Annotated in this window: 12 protein-coding genes and 1 tRNA gene; 12 read left to right on the top strand and 1 reads right to left on the bottom strand. The window is 42.5% G+C overall.

All coding sequences use genetic code 11. The features are described 5' to 3' along the window. Positions 1–11 precede the first annotated feature (11 nt). The 10 genes from G5B43_RS09525 to G5B43_RS09480 all read left to right on the top strand — a co-directional run bounded on the left by G5B43_RS09525 (position 12) and on the right by G5B43_RS09480 (position 13982). The gene (locus G5B43_RS09525; protein ID WP_165294518.1) at positions 12–1022 is read left to right on the top strand and encodes a zinc-binding alcohol dehydrogenase family protein; all 1011 of its coding nucleotides are present in this window, start codon (positions 12–14) and stop codon (positions 1020–1022) included. A gap of 317 nt (positions 1023–1339) precedes the next feature. Continuing rightward, the gene (locus G5B43_RS09520; protein WP_165294517.1) at positions 1340–3250 is read left to right on the top strand and encodes a glycoside hydrolase family 88 protein; all 1911 of its coding nucleotides are present in this window, start codon (positions 1340–1342) and stop codon (positions 3248–3250) included. 11 nt (positions 3251–3261) lie between these two features. Then, positions 3262–4299 (top strand): pectate lyase, encoded by a 1038-nt coding sequence (pelA, locus tag G5B43_RS09515; protein WP_165294516.1) that lies wholly within the window; start codon positions 3262–3264, stop codon positions 4297–4299. Between the two features lie 4 nt (positions 4300–4303). Then, a complete protein-coding gene (locus G5B43_RS09510) occupies positions 4304–5821 on the top strand; it encodes a tagaturonate reductase (RefSeq protein WP_165294515.1) in 1518 nt (505 codons plus the stop codon). Next, positions 5803–7449: a UxaA family hydrolase gene (locus tag G5B43_RS09505; RefSeq protein WP_165294514.1), complete on the top strand. Its 1647-nt coding sequence runs from the start codon at positions 5803–5805 to the stop codon at positions 7447–7449. Before G5B43_RS09510 ends, G5B43_RS09505 begins: the two co-directional genes overlap by 19 nt. 12 nt (positions 7450–7461) lie before the next feature. Next, a complete protein-coding gene (uxaC, locus tag G5B43_RS09500; protein WP_165294513.1) occupies positions 7462–8862 on the top strand; it encodes a glucuronate isomerase in 1401 nt (466 codons plus the stop codon). A 158-nt stretch (positions 8863–9020) separates the two neighbouring features. After that, positions 9021–9680, top strand: coding sequence for a bifunctional 4-hydroxy-2-oxoglutarate aldolase/2-dehydro-3-deoxy-phosphogluconate aldolase (locus tag G5B43_RS09495; RefSeq protein ID WP_206367306.1), 660 nt, complete (start codon positions 9021–9023; stop codon positions 9678–9680). Positions 9681–9779: 99 nt separating this feature from the next. After that, a complete protein-coding gene (locus tag G5B43_RS09490) occupies positions 9780–11228 on the top strand; it encodes an MFS transporter (protein ID WP_165294512.1) in 1449 nt (482 codons plus the stop codon). A gap of 45 nt (positions 11229–11273) precedes the next feature. Beyond that, positions 11274–12893, top strand: a complete 1620-nt coding sequence (locus G5B43_RS09485) for an NADP-dependent glyceraldehyde-3-phosphate dehydrogenase (protein WP_165294511.1) — start codon at positions 11274–11276, stop codon at positions 12891–12893. A gap of 81 nt (positions 12894–12974) precedes the next feature. Next, complete coding sequence (locus G5B43_RS09480) at positions 12975–13982, top strand: LacI family DNA-binding transcriptional regulator (RefSeq protein ID WP_165294510.1); 1008 nt, start codon at positions 12975–12977, stop codon at positions 13980–13982. Positions 13983–13987: 5 nt separating this feature from the next. Here G5B43_RS09480 and G5B43_RS09475 read toward each other — a convergent pair whose 3' ends face one another. After that, entirely contained in the window at positions 13988–15166 is a 1179-nt protein-coding gene (locus G5B43_RS09475; RefSeq protein WP_165294509.1) for an MFS transporter, read from the bottom strand. A gap of 156 nt (positions 15167–15322) precedes the next feature. Between G5B43_RS09475 and G5B43_RS09470 the strand changes: the two genes are divergently transcribed. Both G5B43_RS09470 and G5B43_RS09465 read left to right on the top strand, forming a co-directional pair. Next, a tRNA-Lys gene (locus G5B43_RS09470) sits at positions 15323–15395 on the top strand. A 140-nt stretch (positions 15396–15535) separates the two neighbouring features. Next, positions 15536–16138: a TetR/AcrR family transcriptional regulator gene (locus G5B43_RS09465; protein ID WP_165294508.1), complete on the top strand. Its 603-nt coding sequence runs from the start codon at positions 15536–15538 to the stop codon at positions 16136–16138. The last annotated feature ends 9 nt before the right edge of the window (positions 16139–16147 follow it).

Below are 16147 nucleotides of genomic sequence, written 5' to 3'. Positions count from 1 at the left end.
ATTATATACGGATGAAGAAATTAATTTGTGCCGAGCCGGGACGATTTGTGTATGAAGAGGCAGATATCCCAAAGCCGGGAAAAGGAGAATCCTTACTGCGTATTCGAAAAATTGGAATTTGTGGTACGGATATCCATGCGTTTGCTGGCAGACAGCCTTTCTTTACTTACCCCCGCGTGTTGGGGCATGAGGTCGCTGCAGACTATGTAGAAGGTGACGCAGCAGGGTTTACAACAGGGGATAAAGTGACGGTAATCCCGTATTTCACAGCTGGTACAGATATTGCTTCGCGGATGGGCAAACCAAACTGTACCAATGATATGCGTGTTTTGGGCGTCCATATCGATGGCGCTATGGCCGAATATGTAGTTGTTCCGTCGCATGCCTTACGTAAAGCCACCGATTTGGATTATGACGATCTCGTACTTGTCGAGCCGTTATCCATTGGTGCCCACGGTATACAGCGGGGCGGTATTATTCCGGGAGAGTTTGTCCTGGTGATGGGAGCAGGCCCAATAGGTTTAGGGATTATCGCCTTGGCAAATATTGTGGGAGGAAAGGTTATCGCGCTGGATGTTGACGACAGTCGCTTGGCTTATGCAAAAGAGTTGGGGGCGTCTTACACCGTTTCGGCACGAGATGCGGATGTGCAGGAGCAACTGGCAACTATTACGAATGGTGATATGCCTACGCTTTTGTTTGACGCAACGGGAAATACAGCTGCTATTAATAATGCTTTCCAATATATGGCGCATGGAGCACGTTATGTACTTGTGGGTTTGCAAAAAGAAGAAGTACATTTTAGCCACCCCGAGTTCCACAAACGGGAGGGTACATTGATGAGTAGCCGGAATGCTCTAGCTAGTGACTTCGAATATGTCATGGAGCGCTTGAAAGACAAATCGCTGGATGCTCAACAGTTTATTACACGACGAGTCAAGTTTGAGGATGTAGCGGAGCTGTTTACCGACAGCGAAAAACCACTACTTTCCGGAATCAAGACCGTGATTGAGTTTAGTTAGCCGAATTACAGTAAAAACTAGCGCGCAAACGTTACCGATAACGTTTGCGTTTTTAATTCTAAGCTAACCCGCTGTGAAACTGAATATTAATGTATAAATTTATCTTCGACCAATAGAGAGGGAGTAATAAAGATACGTTAATGAGGGCAAACCTATTCATCATTTTGGTTTTTTTCTGGATGGAAGCTGCATGGGGCGCTTTGTCACAAAGTCGTGTCAAATGATCTAGGCAGCTCAAGGGCGAAGAGGCAGGAAAACTAATGGTTTGGGGATGCAATGGTGCGTCAAAAAAAGGATTGGTGATAAAGTAGAGAAAAATGAAGAAAAGCATAAGTTTCGTTGTTTATTTGGTGTTGTTGACACAGCTCGGCTTCGGGCAACGGGCATTATCCGAGAAAATGGCTATTACGGCTATGGATTCGTTGTATAAAGACGCTCGATTTACAAATAAGGAGAGAGGGCCGCAGTGGACCTACGACATGGGCGTCGTATTGGAAGGCATGGTGGAAGTATGGCGGAATACAGGTAATAAAACGTATTTCGACTATATACAAGGCTGGATGGATCAGTTTGTAACGGAAGACGGTGATATCAGAAACTATAAATCAGAAGAGTATAATATCGACCATATCAAAAACGGCCGCTCATTATTATTCTTGTACAAGGTTACGGGGAAGCAGAAATATTTAAAAGCAAGTGAAAAGATATATAATCAGATACTGACACACCCTCGAACCAATGAGGGCGGATTTTGGCATAAGAAAATCTATCCTTATCAAATGTGGTTGGATGGGCTCTATATGGCACAACCCTTTTATACCGAGTACGCCGCTTTGATGGGCATTGATAGTGCGTTTGATGATATCGTAAACCAGTTTACGTACATGGAAAATCATGCGCGCGATGAAAAAACGGGATTGCTTTACCACGGCTGGGACGAATCTCGTAGAGAACGATGGGCAGATCCGGCAACAGGGCTTTCCAAACATTTTTGGGGGCGGGGAATTGGCTGGTATGCGATGGCTTTGGTGGATGTGTTAGATTATTTCCCGCAGGAACATCCCGGCAGGGAAAAGCTTTTACAAATCTTGAACCGAACGTTGACGGCTATTGCGCAACACCAAGATGGTAAAACCGGGGTCTGGTATGATATTGTTGATTTAGCTGCTCGCGACGGAAACTATGTAGAGGCTTCGGCGTCCAGTATGTTCGTATATGCGATGGCGAAAGCTGTTAGAAAAGGATATGTGGCAAAAAAGGATTTTCAAGAATCAATCGATAAGGGGTATACCGGCTTGGTAAAACAGTTCATCACCCCGGGTGGCCCTGACCGCGTAAATATTAACCATGTAGTAACCGTTTCCGGATTGGGAGGATCAAAAAATTACCGTGATGGGAGCTTTGCATACTATATGAGCGAACCCGTGAAACCTAATGATCCCAAAGGTGTTGGCCCTTTTATCCTAGCCGCATCCGAACTCGAATTTGCAAAAACAGCAAAAGGAGGAAAAGTAAATGTGATGTTGGATAATCATTATAACAATGAGTACAAGAAGGCACCGGACGGTCAATTGAAGCCTTATCATTACCTTTGGGACGGTCAGGACAACAACGGTTTCTTTTTGTTAGGGCGCATATTTGAAGAATATGGAGGCAAATTGAACACATTGCGTGAAGCACCAACCCAGGAGAAGTTGGCAAACACCGATATTTATATTATTGTTGATCCTGATACGGAGAAGGAGACAACGAGTCCAAATTACATGAACGAAGTGGATGCGGATGAGATTGCAAGCTGGGTTCGGGCAGGAGGTGTGTTGGTGTTATTGCTCAATGATGCGGGCAATTGTGAGATAGCGAAGTTCAATACACTTCCTGAAAAATTCGGAATTACGTTTAATGAAGACAACCGAAATATGGTGAAAGGAAATAATTATGCGGAGGGCGCTATTATTATTCCGTCGAAAACAGAAATTTTTAAGAAGACAAAGAAGATTTATATAAAAGAAATCTCTACCATCAGGGCTACAAAGCCGGCAAAATCGCTCGTGAAAGACGACGGCGATACCGTCATCGCAACAGCAAAATTTGGTAAGGGAACTGTTTTCGCGATTGGCGATCCGTGGTTGTACAATGAATATGTAGACGGGCGTAAACTTCCTGCTGAATATCAGAACTTTGACGCAGCGCATGAACTGGTACGCTGGTTAGTGAAAAAAGCAAAATAAATAGATAGACGATGCATATTAGATTTCTCATATTGTTTTATTGTTTGCTCTCGCTATCTCATTTGGTTTTAGCGCAGGAGAAGCTAAAAGATAGTTTAGCAGAGAAGGTGCTGGTATACCAGCTTCCTAATGGAGCATGGGGAAAACAAGTTGATAAGAAGGCGGTCAACTATGCTTTACCATTGACAAAAGAATTGATTCAGAAAATCGAAGCCACGAGTGAAGAACACGCTACGATTGACAACGGAGCGACAACGCGAGAAATTAACATATTAGTGGAGGCCTATGCTAGAACACAGAACGCCGATTATTTAAACGCAGCTCGTCAAGGGGTAGAATATTTGTTGGAAGCGCAATATGAAAATGGTGGCTTTCCACAATACTATCCTAACAAATCCTTATATCGAGCGCAGATTACCTATAATGACAACGCGATGATTAATGCGTTAACCGTGTTGGACAACTTAGTAAAAGAAAAACCGGGTTTTGATGCATTAGGTGAGGACAAGTTAAAAAGACGTGCGACAGATGCATTGGCAAGAGGCATAGATTGTATATTAAAAACACAGGTGGTTCAAGACGACTCTTTAACCATTTGGGCCGCGCAATATGATGAAAAAACGTTACAGCCAGAACAGGCGAGAGTTTTTGAGCCAGTTTCGCTAAGTACATCGGAATCGGTCAATATTGTTCGTTTTTTGATGAAACAGCCCGTTACGCCAGCGATAGAAAAAGCAATAGAATCTGCTATTCGTTGGTTTGCGGTACATGACTTAGAAGGGTATCGATTTGATAGAAAAAAGGACCCAAAAACAGGAAATACAGTTCGTGACTTGGTCACTGATAGCACTTCTGTGATATGGTCGAGATTCTATGATATCGAGAATAATAAACCGCTATTCGGCGATCGGGACAATAGCGTGACTTACGATTTTTCGCAAATATCAGATGAACGAAAGAACGGGTATGCGTGGTTTGGGAATTGGCCCGCCAAGCTGTTGGAAAAAGACTACCCCAAGTGGAAGAAAAATAAGGAAATAAAAAAGTAGAAATATGTTACTTTCAAGAGAGAATATAGGAAAAATAGATGCAAGCAAGGTGGAGTTGCCTGAAGGTAATTCTTTTGAATTGCCGGAACGCGTGTTGCAATTTGGCACTGGCGTGCTGTTGAGGGGCTTGCCTGATTATTTTGTTGATAAGGCAAATAAAGAAGGCGTATTTAATGGTCGAATTTTAGTGGTCAAATCCACAGCGTCATCAGGCGCAGATGAATTTGCAGAGCAAGAAGGGTTATACACCTTATGTATCAAAGGAATAGAGGATGGGCGGGAAGCCGTTCGATATAGTGTCAATAATGCGATTTCGCGAGTATTGTCAGCCTCGAAAGATTGGCAAGCTATCCTTGAAGCGGCACAGAACCCGGAAATGCAAGTCGTATTTTCCAATACGACCGAAGTGGGAATTGTGTTGAGCAACGACAAAATAACGGACAATCCACCTGTGTCGTTTCCGGGGAAGTTGCTATCATTCCTGTACGAGCGTTATCGACACTTCGAAGGCGATACAACAAAAGGGCTTGTTGTATTGCCCACGGAATTGATTTCCGATAATGGGACAAAATTGAAGAAAATCTTACATAGCCTGGCTGCTCAAAATAATTTGGGAAGAGACTTTTCGACATGGTTGGACGAAGCAAACGATTTTTGTAACACCTTGGTAGATCGTATCGTACCGGGTCGTTTACCAAAAGAAGAACAACAACAAACAGAACAGGAGCTAGGCTATCAGGATCAACTCATGATTATGGCGGAGCCCTTCCGTTTGTGGGCCATCGAAACCGATTCTCCACGTGTAAAGCAAATCCTTTCTTTCGCCGAAGTGGACAGTGGCGTTGTGCTTGTTCCGTCTATCGAAAAATTCAAGGAAATTAAACTGCGTTTGTTGAATGGAACGCATACGCTAAGCTGTGCTGCAGCACTGTGGAGCGGCTTCATAACGGTCAAAGAGGCCATGCAAAACGATGCATTTAACACATTCGTGCGTGGCTTAATGAAAAAAGAGATAGGAAAATCCATTGTCGACGAAAATATTAAAACACAGGATGTCGCGGATTTTGCCAACAACGTGATTGATAGATTTAGTAATCCTTTTCTTGAACATCGGTGGGAAAATATTGCATTAAACTATACCTCGAAGATGAATATGCGTAATATTGCACTGTTGGAGAAATGGTATACAAAGAACCTTGTTCCACCGCAGCACATGGCGTTAGGTTTTGCGGCATATATCAAGTTTATGGACACCAAAGAACAGGATGGCCAATACATACAAGAAATTAACGGACAAAAAATCGTACTTCAAGACGAATTTGCACCAGTTCTATTTGGGTATTGGAAGAATAAACGGACGGTAGTACACGATGTGCTGGGTGATGATAGTCTATGGGGAAAGGATTTGACAACGTACCCCGAGTTCGAGTCAACTGTCGCACATTATATGGAAGAGATTAACGCCGATGGCGTATTAAAAACAATTGAAAAGTTAAATGCAACATGGCAAATAGAATATTAAGGATCCATCCGAAGGATAATGTATTAGTCGCATTGCAGAACCTGTCAAAAGGTGAGCAAATAGAGTTTGACGGCGCTGTTTACACCTTACAGGATGATGTGCCGGCAAAACACAAGTTTTTTATGCAGGACATGCATCAAGGAGATGAAATATATATGTATGGCGTACTTGTAGGAAAAACACAATATACAGTGCCTCAAGGTGGGATCATGAATACAGACAACACCAAACATGCCGCTGATCCATATACTTTTCGCCCTTATGAATATACATGGGAGGCTCCCGATGTTTCCCGTTTTGCAGGTAGAACCTTCAATGGTTATGTGCGCGAGGATGGTCGGGTTGGTACCGCTAATTATTGGCTATTTGTTCCGACGGTATTTTGTGAAAATAGAAACTTGGATGTGATCAAGGAAGCCCTCCACAACGAGCTAGGATATTCTGTAACGGGCAAATACCGGGCTTTCACCCGTGAATTGCTAGCAGCATATGAAGCCGGACAGGATATCAGCACCCTGATGCCCGAGCAGTTGAGCGTAACCACCCATAAGCAAAATCGTGTGTTTAAGAATGTAGATGGTATCAAGTTTTTAAATCATCAGGGAGGATGTGGTGGTATCCGGCAAGATGCTGCGGTTTTAGGAAAGCTATTGGCAGCTTACGCCGATCACCCTAACGTGGCTGGTGTTACGGTGTTAAGTCTCGGTTGCCAAAATCTGCAGTTAAATGATCTATTGGCAGACATCAAAGAAAGAAACCCGAACTTTAAAAAGCCGATTTATGTCTTTGAACAACAACAGTCCAAAAGCGAAGAACAACTCATTCAGGAAGCTATACAAAAGACCTTTGTCGGACTGATAGAAGTTAATAAATTGGAACGGCAACCTGCTCCGTTGAGTAAATTAACCTTGGGGGTAAAATGTGGGGGAAGCGACGGTTTTAGTGGAATATCAGCCAACCCGGCTGTAGGATATACTTCTGATTTGCTAGTGGCCTTAGGAGGTAAAGTGTTGTTGGCAGAATTCCCGGAACTATGCGGCGCCGAACAAAACTTAATCGATCGAACGATAGAGCCGGAAGCAGCACATAAGTTTATCCGATTGATGACAGCGTATAGCCAAGCTGCGGAAAATGTCGGTTCTGGGTTTCACATGAACCCGTCTCCAGGAAATATTCGAGATGGTCTGATTACAGATGCGATAAAAAGTACAGGAGCAGCAAAAAAAGGCGGAACGTCACCTGTAGTAGACGTGTTAGATTATACCGAAGAAGCAACTAAACCTGGGTTAAACCTAGTGTGTACACCAGGAAATGATGTAGAAGCAACAACTGGAAAGGCCGCTTCAGGCGCTACCCTAATTTTGTTTACCACTGGGCTTGGCACGCCTACGGGAAATCCCATTTGCCCCGTTATAAAGGTAGCAACCAATAACGCATTGGCACAACGAATGGGCGATATTATTGATATCAATACGGGGGCTATCATTGACGGTGATAAAACCATCGAGCAAATGGGTGAAGATATCTTAGAATATTGTATTAAAGCCGCCAGTGGAGAAGTAATACCAAAAGCAGTACAGTTAAATCAAGACGACTTCATTCCTTGGAAAAGAGGAGTAAGTTTATAAAACTATATAATCATGAAAGCATTTTTAGACGATAACTTTTTATTAAATAGCAAAACGGCAGAAACGTTATACCATCAGTTTTCGAAGAGTTTGCCTATTATTGACTACCATAATCACCTGATCCCGGAACAAATTGTAAAAGACACGCAATTTGAGAACATAAGCCAGGTATGGCTGAACGGTGACCATTATAAATGGCGCGCTATGCGTGCCAATGGGGTAAACGAGAAATATATTACTGGAGATGCTTCTGACAAAGAGAAATTTTTAAAATGGGCGGAAACTGTTCCGTATACATTGCGTAATCCTTTGTACCATTGGACGCACTTGGAGCTTCAGCGTTATTTTGGGATTAAAGATTTACTATCTCCTAAAACGGCGGAAAAGATCTATGAAGAAACGGCGGCTAAATTGGCGGAACCGGGTTATTCTGTTCGGGGATTGTTGAAAATGATGAATGTCGAGATCGTGTGTACTACAGATGACCCTATAGATTCCTTGAATTTTCATCAGCAGTTTGCACAGGAGAATGAAAGCTTCAAGATGCTTCCGGCGTTTCGTCCGGATAAGGCCATGAACGCCGACGATATTGAAGCGTTAAATGCCTACATCGATCAAGTGGAAGCTGTCACGAATACATCGATTGGAAGCTATGCGGCTTACTTAGATGCATTGAAGACAAGACACGATTTCTTCGCAGAAAACGGATGTTCTGTCTCTGATCACGGGTTAGAGCAGATTTACGCCGAAGATTATACCGATCAGGAGGTTGCCCTTATCTTCGAAAAAATAAGAGCAAAACAAACACTGACACCTAGTGAAAATTTGAAATTCAAATCGGCCATGTTGGTGCAGTTTGCGGAATGGGATCACGAAAAAGGTTGGGTTCAACAGTATCATCTAGGCGCCCTACGTAATAACAACGCGCGTATGTTACGTTTAAACGGGCCGGATACAGGCTGGGATTCCATCGGTGACTTTAGCCAAGCGAGGGCACTTTCTAAGTTCCTTAACAGATTGGATAACCAGGATAAGCTGACAAAAACGATTTTGTACAATCTGAACCCAGCTGACAATGAATTGATCGCCACCATGATCGGAAATTTTAACGATGGATCAATCAAAGGAAAAATTCAGTTTGGATCAGCCTGGTGGTTCCTAGATCAAAAAGATGGTATGACTAAACAGATGAATGCGTTATCCAATATGGGACTATTGAGCCGTTTAGTCGGAATGTTGACCGATTCTCGAAGCTTCCTGTCGTTTCCAAGACACGAGTATTTCAGACGGCTAGTATGTGATATTTTTGGAGAAGATGTGGAAAAAGGAGAGTTGCCAAATGATATAGAATGGATTGGAAAGATCGTAGGTGACATCAGTTACCACAACGCGAAGGAATACTTTAATTTCTAAAGCTTGCCTTTATCTAAGCGCGGAATCTATAGCCAACTTATGCAAGGTTATGGATTCTGCGTTCAAATGTTTATCTTTCCGAAATATTCTAATGACACCTAAACCGGTCGACGAAAAGATTGAAGGGAAGATCTTTAAAACAGTACAAAATTATTATAATGAGTAAGAGAAAAGAAGTTTTAGATGCGATTTTAAAACAAGGGATGTTACCTTTGTTTTTCCACTCGGATGTGCAAGAAAGTATAGCTATTGTAAAGACGTTATATGCTTCTGGGATTCGGGTTTTTGAATTTACCAATCGCGGAGAAGAAGCCAAGAAGGTTTTCAAAGCGTTGATAGATGCCCGAAATGAAGAGATGCCCGAGCTTCAACTGGGTATAGGTACGATCAAGACAAATAGCGAAGCGGAAAAATTTATTGGGCTAGGAGCAGATTTTATAGTCGCGCCTATCATAACTCCTAACGTTGGAGACCTAACACATAGTCATGATCTATTATGGATTCCCGGCTGTATGACACCGACGGAGATTGCTTTAGCGCAGCAAAATAAAGCTTCTTTGATTAAACTTTTTCCTGCAAATGTGCTGGGGCCGGGATTTGTGTCGGCTATTAAAGAGTTATTTAAAGGGCAGCTCTTCATCCCTACTGGTGGTGTAGATCTGGAACTGGAGAATTTAAAGTCCTGGTTTCAGGCGGGCGTTTGCGCCGTGGGAATGGGTAGTAAATTGATCAATCCGAAGGATGTAGACGGTCTAGCAGAAAAAACACAGCAAGCATTGCAACTTGTAGCACAAGCGAAGGCAGCGACCAATCGTTAGCAGAATAGCATAAAAGGTTAGAGATCGAATATCTCATGTGTCTTAATTTTATTTACCAACTACAAACAATATCACTAAAAACAATAAAAAACTATACCGATGAACATGGAAAAGAAAAGCAATTATAGATGGACGATATGCTCTCTTCTATTTTTTGCAACAACGATTAACTATATGGATAGACAGGTACTGTCGCTCACGTGGAAAGATTTTATCGCCCCAGAGTTCCATTGGACAAATAGTGATTATGGATTAGTTACCGCGCTGTTCTCTATATTTTACGCAGTTAGTATGCTTTTCGCCGGCAGATTTGTAGACTGGCTAGATACGAAAAAGGGTTTTTTATGGGCCATTGGTATCTGGTCTGTTGGGGCGGTGCTACATGCTTTTTGTGGTATTGCAACGTCGGGCATTGTGGCTGGAGAGTGGCTCGTCGGATTTGAGGGAGCAAAAGAGGCCATTGGACGGGTAAACGATGTCGCGCTTGTCGTTAACGTAAGTGTTACGCTGTTTATTTTCGCGCGTTTTGTACTCGCTGTAGGGGAAGCTGGAAACTTTCCTGCGGCTATCAAGGCGACGGCAGAATTTTTCCCTAAAAAAGATAGAGCGCTTGCTACTAGTATTTTCAATGCTGGGGCAACCATCGGTGCCTTGGCAGCGCCGCTTACCATACCAGTGATTGCCAGTTACTGGGGATGGGAGATGTCCTTTATAATTATAGGTGCACTTGGTTTTGTATGGATGGGTTTTTGGGTCTTTATGTATAAAAAACCGGATGAACATCCCAAAATTAACAAAGCAGAACTAACCTATATTATGCAAGACGGCGATCACGTTATGCCGGAAGATGTCGTCGGCGCAGCTCCTGCGGAGAAAAGGAAAATGTCGTTCGCAGATTGTTTTAAGTATAAACAGACTTGGGCCTTTGCATTCGGTAAATTTATGACCGATGGCGTATGGTGGTTCTTCTTGTTCTGGATGCCTGCTTATCTTTCTTCGGTTTATGATATCAAATCGTCAGATACAGAAGGACAATTGGCATTGTTCGTCCTATATCTGATAACGTTATTATCCATTATTGGCGGATGGTTACCTACCTACTTTGTGGATAAAAAAGGATTAAATCCATACGACGGACGCATGAAAGCTATGTTATTGTTTGCGTTTGTACCACTGGTTGTGTTGTTTGCACAGCCCTTAGGACATCTTTCTTTTTGGGTGCCAGTATTGTTTATAGGATTCGCGGGTGCAGCGCATCAGGCATGGTCGGCAAATATATTTTCTACGGTGGGCGATATGTTTCCAAGAAGTGCGATTGCAACTGTTACGGGAATAGGTGGGCTTGCAGGCGGAGTCGGGTCGACGTTTATTAATTATGGTTCTGGGAAGTTGTTCGATCATGCGGCTCAAACTCAGATGAGATTTATGGGCTTCCAAGGTGAAGAGGCTGGTTATTTTATCGTTTTCTCATTTTGTGCGATTGCTTATTTAATTGCGTGGGCAGTCATGAAGACTTTGGTGCCGAAAATGGAGATCATTAAAGAATAATATAAAATCGACATATTTTTAATCACCTAAACATATTTTTAAAAAATGGATTTAGATTTAGAAAGCATTTTTTATAAGGAAGAAGACATTCCTGTGGAATTTGCTTTGGGGGAACAGATTGATCAGCGTGAGTTCCTCTCAAACGGCGAGATGTTGACTTGGACCGGACAGATTAGTGAGGTGTTTTCGCCCATTTGTGTAAAAACAGAAAAAGGGTTCGAACGAAAGCGTATAGGAAGCTATCCGGTGTGTACCGAAAAAGAATCTATGGTGGCACTAGAGGCTGCTGTAACGGCCTACGATAATGGTCGAGGTGAGTGGCCTACAATGAGTGTAGCAGACCGAATTGCCTGTGTAGAGCGATTCACAGAACAGATGTTGGAAAAGAAAGACATCGTTGTGAAGTTGATTATGTGGGAAATTGGAAAGTCTTACGCCGACTCTGTTAAAGAGTTTGACCGGACAGTCGAATATATTTATGCGACAATTGACGCCTTGAAAGATTTGGACAGAGACTCGTCGCGCTTCCAGATAGAACAAGGGATCATAGCGCAGATTCGTCGTTCGCCGTTAGGTGTCGTGCTTTGTATGGGGCCGTTTAACTATCCATTGAACGAAACGTTCACGACCCTTATTCCTGCGTTAATAATGGGTAATACCCTGTTGTTTAAACCACCAAAGCACGGTACATTGTTGCACTACCCGTTGCTGGAAGCATTTCGTACGAGTTTCCCGAAAGGCGTTGTAAATACCATCTACGGCCGTGGAAATAAAATCGTACCGCAATTAATGCAGTCAGGCAAGATAAATGTATTGACGCTTATAGGTTCCAGCCGTGTGGCGGATGAGCTGAAAAAACTCCACCCGCGTGTAAATAGACTACGTGCCATATTGGGATTGGATGCAAAAAATGCAGCCATCGTGACGAAAGACGCAGATCTTAATTTGGCGGTATCTGAAACGGTATTGGGATCCTTGTCCTTTAACGGTCAGCGATGCACTGCTTTGAAAATCGTCTATGTGCATCGTAGCATCGCGCAAGAGTTTTTGAAAAAATTAAGCACGGAAGTTAGCAAGTTGAAATATGGCATGCCGTGGGAGAAAGGGGTAGCGTTGACACCGCTCCCGGAACTAAATAAGCCAGCTTACCTAACGGAATGTCTTGAAGATGCGAAAGCGAAAGGAGCTAAGGTCATGAATGAACATGGTGGTGAAGTGCTCGAATCGTTTTTCTATCCTGCTATCGTGTATCCTGTCAATTCGCAGATGAAACTTTACAGAGAAGAACAATTTGGCCCGGTAATCCCTGTTATTCCATTTGACGATCTGGAAGAACCCATCGAATATTTGATTGAATCCTCTCATGGGCAACAAGTGAGTATATTCAGCAATAACCATGCGGTCATTTCGTCTTTGATAGATCCATTAGTCAACCAGGTAAGTCGGGTCAATATCAACTGTCAATGCCAACGGGGACCGGACACATTCCCCTTCACGGGAAGAAAAGACAGCGCCGAAGGAACACTGTCGGTCGTGGATGCCTTACGGTCGTTCTCCATCCGATCGCTTGTGGCGACGAAGAATACTGAGGGAAATAAAAAGGTGCTGAATGAAATAGTGAGTGACCACAGCTCTAATTTCTTGAGCACGAAATATATTTTTTAATAGCGGAATGGGCAGGTTAAATATCCTGCCCATTTCAATATCTCAGCTATTTTAGGTAATATTACAACATAATTACCTATTATGGCGTTCGAGAACTATACGATAAAAGATATTGCGAAGGCTCTAAACCTTTCCACATCAACCGTTTCCAGAGCCCTGCGGGACAGTTATGAAATCAGCGCTGACACGAAGAAGATGGTATTGGAATACGCGGAGAAAATAAATTATCGCGCAAATCCCATTGCCCGGAGTCTAAAGGAAAGAAAAAGTTATAGTATCGGCGTAATCGTTACAGAGATTGCCAATAATTTTTTCTCACAAGTGATTGAAGGAATAGAGTCCGTGGCTTATAGCAGGAACTATCAAGTTGTTATTTCTCAAATGCATGAGTCCTTTGAACGGGAACGGTCGAATGTCGAGTATCTCTATTCACGTTCGACGGATGGTTTGCTCATCGCACTTTCTTCCGAAACAACTGATTTATCCTATCTTGGACAGCTGATGAATAAAGGTTTCCCTATCGTTTTCTTTGATCGGGTACCGAACGATTTAAGATGCCATAAAGTAATCGCAGATAATCGTCAAGGAGGATTTGATGCTGTTCAGTATCTTGTTAGAAAAGGAAAGCGAAAAATTGCTCACCTTACCGGGACAAAAAAGCTTTCTATTACAAGAGAGCGACTCGAAGGGTATAAGATGGGTTTAGAGGCGAACGGGCTTCCCTATCGTCCGGAGCTTGTTAAACATTGCGAATATGGCGGGCTTCATCAAGACGAAATTGAGCGGGCCGTTACGGAACTTTTACAAGAGGAGTACGACGCAATTTTTATCTCTGGAGATAAATTGAGCATGGGGTATCTACAAGCTATGAAGACGCGTCCAGAAGCGAACCTGGCGAAAATAGAAGTAACGGGCTTTACAAACTCTAAAGTTGTGAATCTTTTTTCACCCCCAATTACAGCGGTTCGACAGCCTGCATTTGAAATGGGGGAGAAAGCCGCGGAGTTACTGATTCAACAAATCGAATCTAAACAGTTGATAGAGGAATTTGAGACTATTGTGTTTCCGACTACACTAGTAGAACGTTAAGGTCGTCACTTATCATTAAACACCGCCAACCGACTGGTTAACCCAAACATCAATAAGCCAAAACAGGCGAATACGCCAAAGGAATGCCTTAAACTAAATACCTCCGCTATATAGCCAATAAGCGGGGGACCCATCAGAAAGCCTAAGTAACTTACGCTGGATACCATCGCTAATGCCACGCCCGAAGAGATGGTTTTGTGTGTTCCTGCTACTGAATAAACCGATGGGATGTTACATGCAACGCCTAACCCGACGAGCATAAAAGCCAGCGTACATAGAATAAGTTGAGGGAACATAACAGCGGTTATCATACCGGCAAACATCAGGATTCCGCTGATCTGTAATGTTCGTTTACGACCGATTCGGCTGATAACCGCATCGCCAACAAAGCGGCCCAATGCCATCATAATCATGAAGGACGCGTATCCGAGGGTAGTCCATTTTTCTGGCGCATGGACAATATCATGAAAATATACGCCACTCCAGTCAAACATCGCGCCTTCGGTTGCCATGCTACAGAAACCGATGACGCCCAAGGATATCAACAAACGATCGGGTTTAAATGAGAAAGATTTTTTTTCGGTTGTGCTAGAAATGTCCTGTACGAGATAAGCTCTATTCAAAAAAATATTGATAAGCATCAACCCCATAACAATATAGAAATGCGTTTGTGTAGATAAGTCTATATTAAGGGAAATCAATCCAATTAGTGCGCCAGTAAAACCGGCAATGCTCCATGAACCATGGAAGGACGACATGATTGATTTCTTATAGAGGCGCTCCGCTAATACGCCTTGTGTGTTCACAGAGATATTACAGATATTACCCACGATGCCGAAAAGCAAAAGCGTACCACCTAGCTGCCATGCGTTTGATGCAAAAGGAATGCTGCATAAAACCATCAGATAAACAGCCGCTGCGATCGGCATAATACGATGGCTTCCGTATTTACTGACAAGTTTTCCCGAAACGGGCATTGTTAATAGTTGTCCGATAGGCAATGCTAGCAAAACCGTACCTAACTGTGCTTCCGTAAGGTGTAATTGTGACTTGATTACCGGGATACGACTTGCCCAACTGGCGAACGCCAATCCTTGTCCGAAATAGAATAGAGAAACGGCTAAACGTATGCGTTGTTTATTCCGATACACTCCGTTGTTTTGTGTATTTGTTGATGAGTCCATGGCACATCCTGATTTTAAGGCAAAAGTACGCTAAATTTTACGCATTAAATAATTGGTGGATACGTTAAATTGGACGATATTAAATCCTAGAAAACATGTTAAAAAACCAAGAAATGGTTGGTATTTTACAGAAGAGCCCTTACATTTGTGTCAACAGACTCCGTAGCTCAGTTGGTAGAGCAACTGACTCTTAATCAGTGGGTCGAGAGTTCGAGCCTCTCCGGGGTCACTATGAGTCATTTTCATGTAGGAAAATGACTTTTGTTTTTAAATACATGTTACAGTATGTGTTTTAATCATTTGATTAAAATATTTGGTTAATTGAAAAATTAGTATTTATATTTGTTGTTATATAAGGACGTTGGTTACATGGCGAAAAATAAGGAAGCGAAGAATTTAGATACATCTACAGAAGAGAAAATCATACAGGCAGCGAGTAAGGTGTTTACACAAAAAGGTTATGTAGCGACACGTACGCGCGATATTGCAGAAGAATCCGGTATCAACCTGGCTTTGCTCAATTATTATTTCCGTAGTAAAGAAAAATTGTTCCAGTTAATTATGGCGGAGAAGTTGCAGTTGTTATTTAGCGTGATATTACCCATAGTCAACAATGATGATCTAACATTGGAAGAAAAGATGGAAACCTTGGTGGAAAACTATATCAATTTGCTAGTTGATAACCCCGATTTGCCCCTATTTGTTTTAGGAGAGATCAAGGCCAATCCGGAAGGCTTCAAAGAGAGATTACAGGTTAGGAAGCTACTGCAAAATTCTTCTTTTATCCGCCAATTGCGAGAGAGAAGACCAGACGTTGAACCCCTACAGTTTATTACTTCCTTGCTTGGAATGACGCTTTTTCCGTTTATAGCAAAACAAATACTATTTGCAGATGAGAAAACATTTAAAATACAAATGGAAAAAAGAAAAGCATTAATTGGCAGGTGGGCAAAAATGATGTTAGAGACATAGTATATTTTT

It is taken from the genome of Sphingobacterium sp. SGR-19 (genome assembly GCF_011043555.1).
Taxonomy (GTDB): Bacteria; Bacteroidota; Bacteroidia; order Sphingobacteriales; family Sphingobacteriaceae; genus Sphingobacterium.
The sequence above is the reverse complement of the archived record's forward strand: the minus strand, read 5'-3'. Positions and strand labels throughout refer to the sequence as shown.

Excerpts from the sequence above, each read along its gene's own strand:
- G5B43_RS09525 (WP_165294518.1), top strand. The coding sequence starts at position 12 with ATGAAGAAATTAATTTGTGCCGAGCCGGGACGATTTGTGTATGAAGAG.
- G5B43_RS09520 (WP_165294517.1), top strand. The coding sequence starts at position 1,340 with ATGAAGAAAAGCATAAGTTTCGTTGTTTATTTGGTGTTGTTGACACAG.
- pelA (WP_165294516.1), top strand. The coding sequence starts at position 3,262 with ATGCATATTAGATTTCTCATATTGTTTTATTGTTTGCTCTCGCTATCT.
- G5B43_RS09510 (WP_165294515.1), top strand. The coding sequence starts at position 4,304 with ATGTTACTTTCAAGAGAGAATATAGGAAAAATAGATGCAAGCAAGGTG.
- G5B43_RS09505 (WP_165294514.1), top strand. The coding sequence starts at position 5,803 with ATGGCAAATAGAATATTAAGGATCCATCCGAAGGATAATGTATTAGTC.
- uxaC (WP_165294513.1), top strand. The coding sequence starts at position 7,462 with ATGAAAGCATTTTTAGACGATAACTTTTTATTAAATAGCAAAACGGCA.
- G5B43_RS09495 (WP_206367306.1), top strand. The coding sequence starts at position 9,021 with ATGAGTAAGAGAAAAGAAGTTTTAGATGCGATTTTAAAACAAGGGATG.
- G5B43_RS09490 (WP_165294512.1), top strand. The coding sequence starts at position 9,780 with ATGAACATGGAAAAGAAAAGCAATTATAGATGGACGATATGCTCTCTT.
- G5B43_RS09485 (WP_165294511.1), top strand. The coding sequence starts at position 11,274 with ATGGATTTAGATTTAGAAAGCATTTTTTATAAGGAAGAAGACATTCCT.
- G5B43_RS09480 (WP_165294510.1), top strand. The coding sequence starts at position 12,975 with ATGGCGTTCGAGAACTATACGATAAAAGATATTGCGAAGGCTCTAAAC.
- G5B43_RS09475 (WP_165294509.1), bottom strand. The coding sequence starts at position 15,166 with ATGGACTCATCAACAAATACACAAAACAACGGAGTGTATCGGAATAAA.
- G5B43_RS09465 (WP_165294508.1), top strand. The coding sequence starts at position 15,536 with ATGGCGAAAAATAAGGAAGCGAAGAATTTAGATACATCTACAGAAGAG.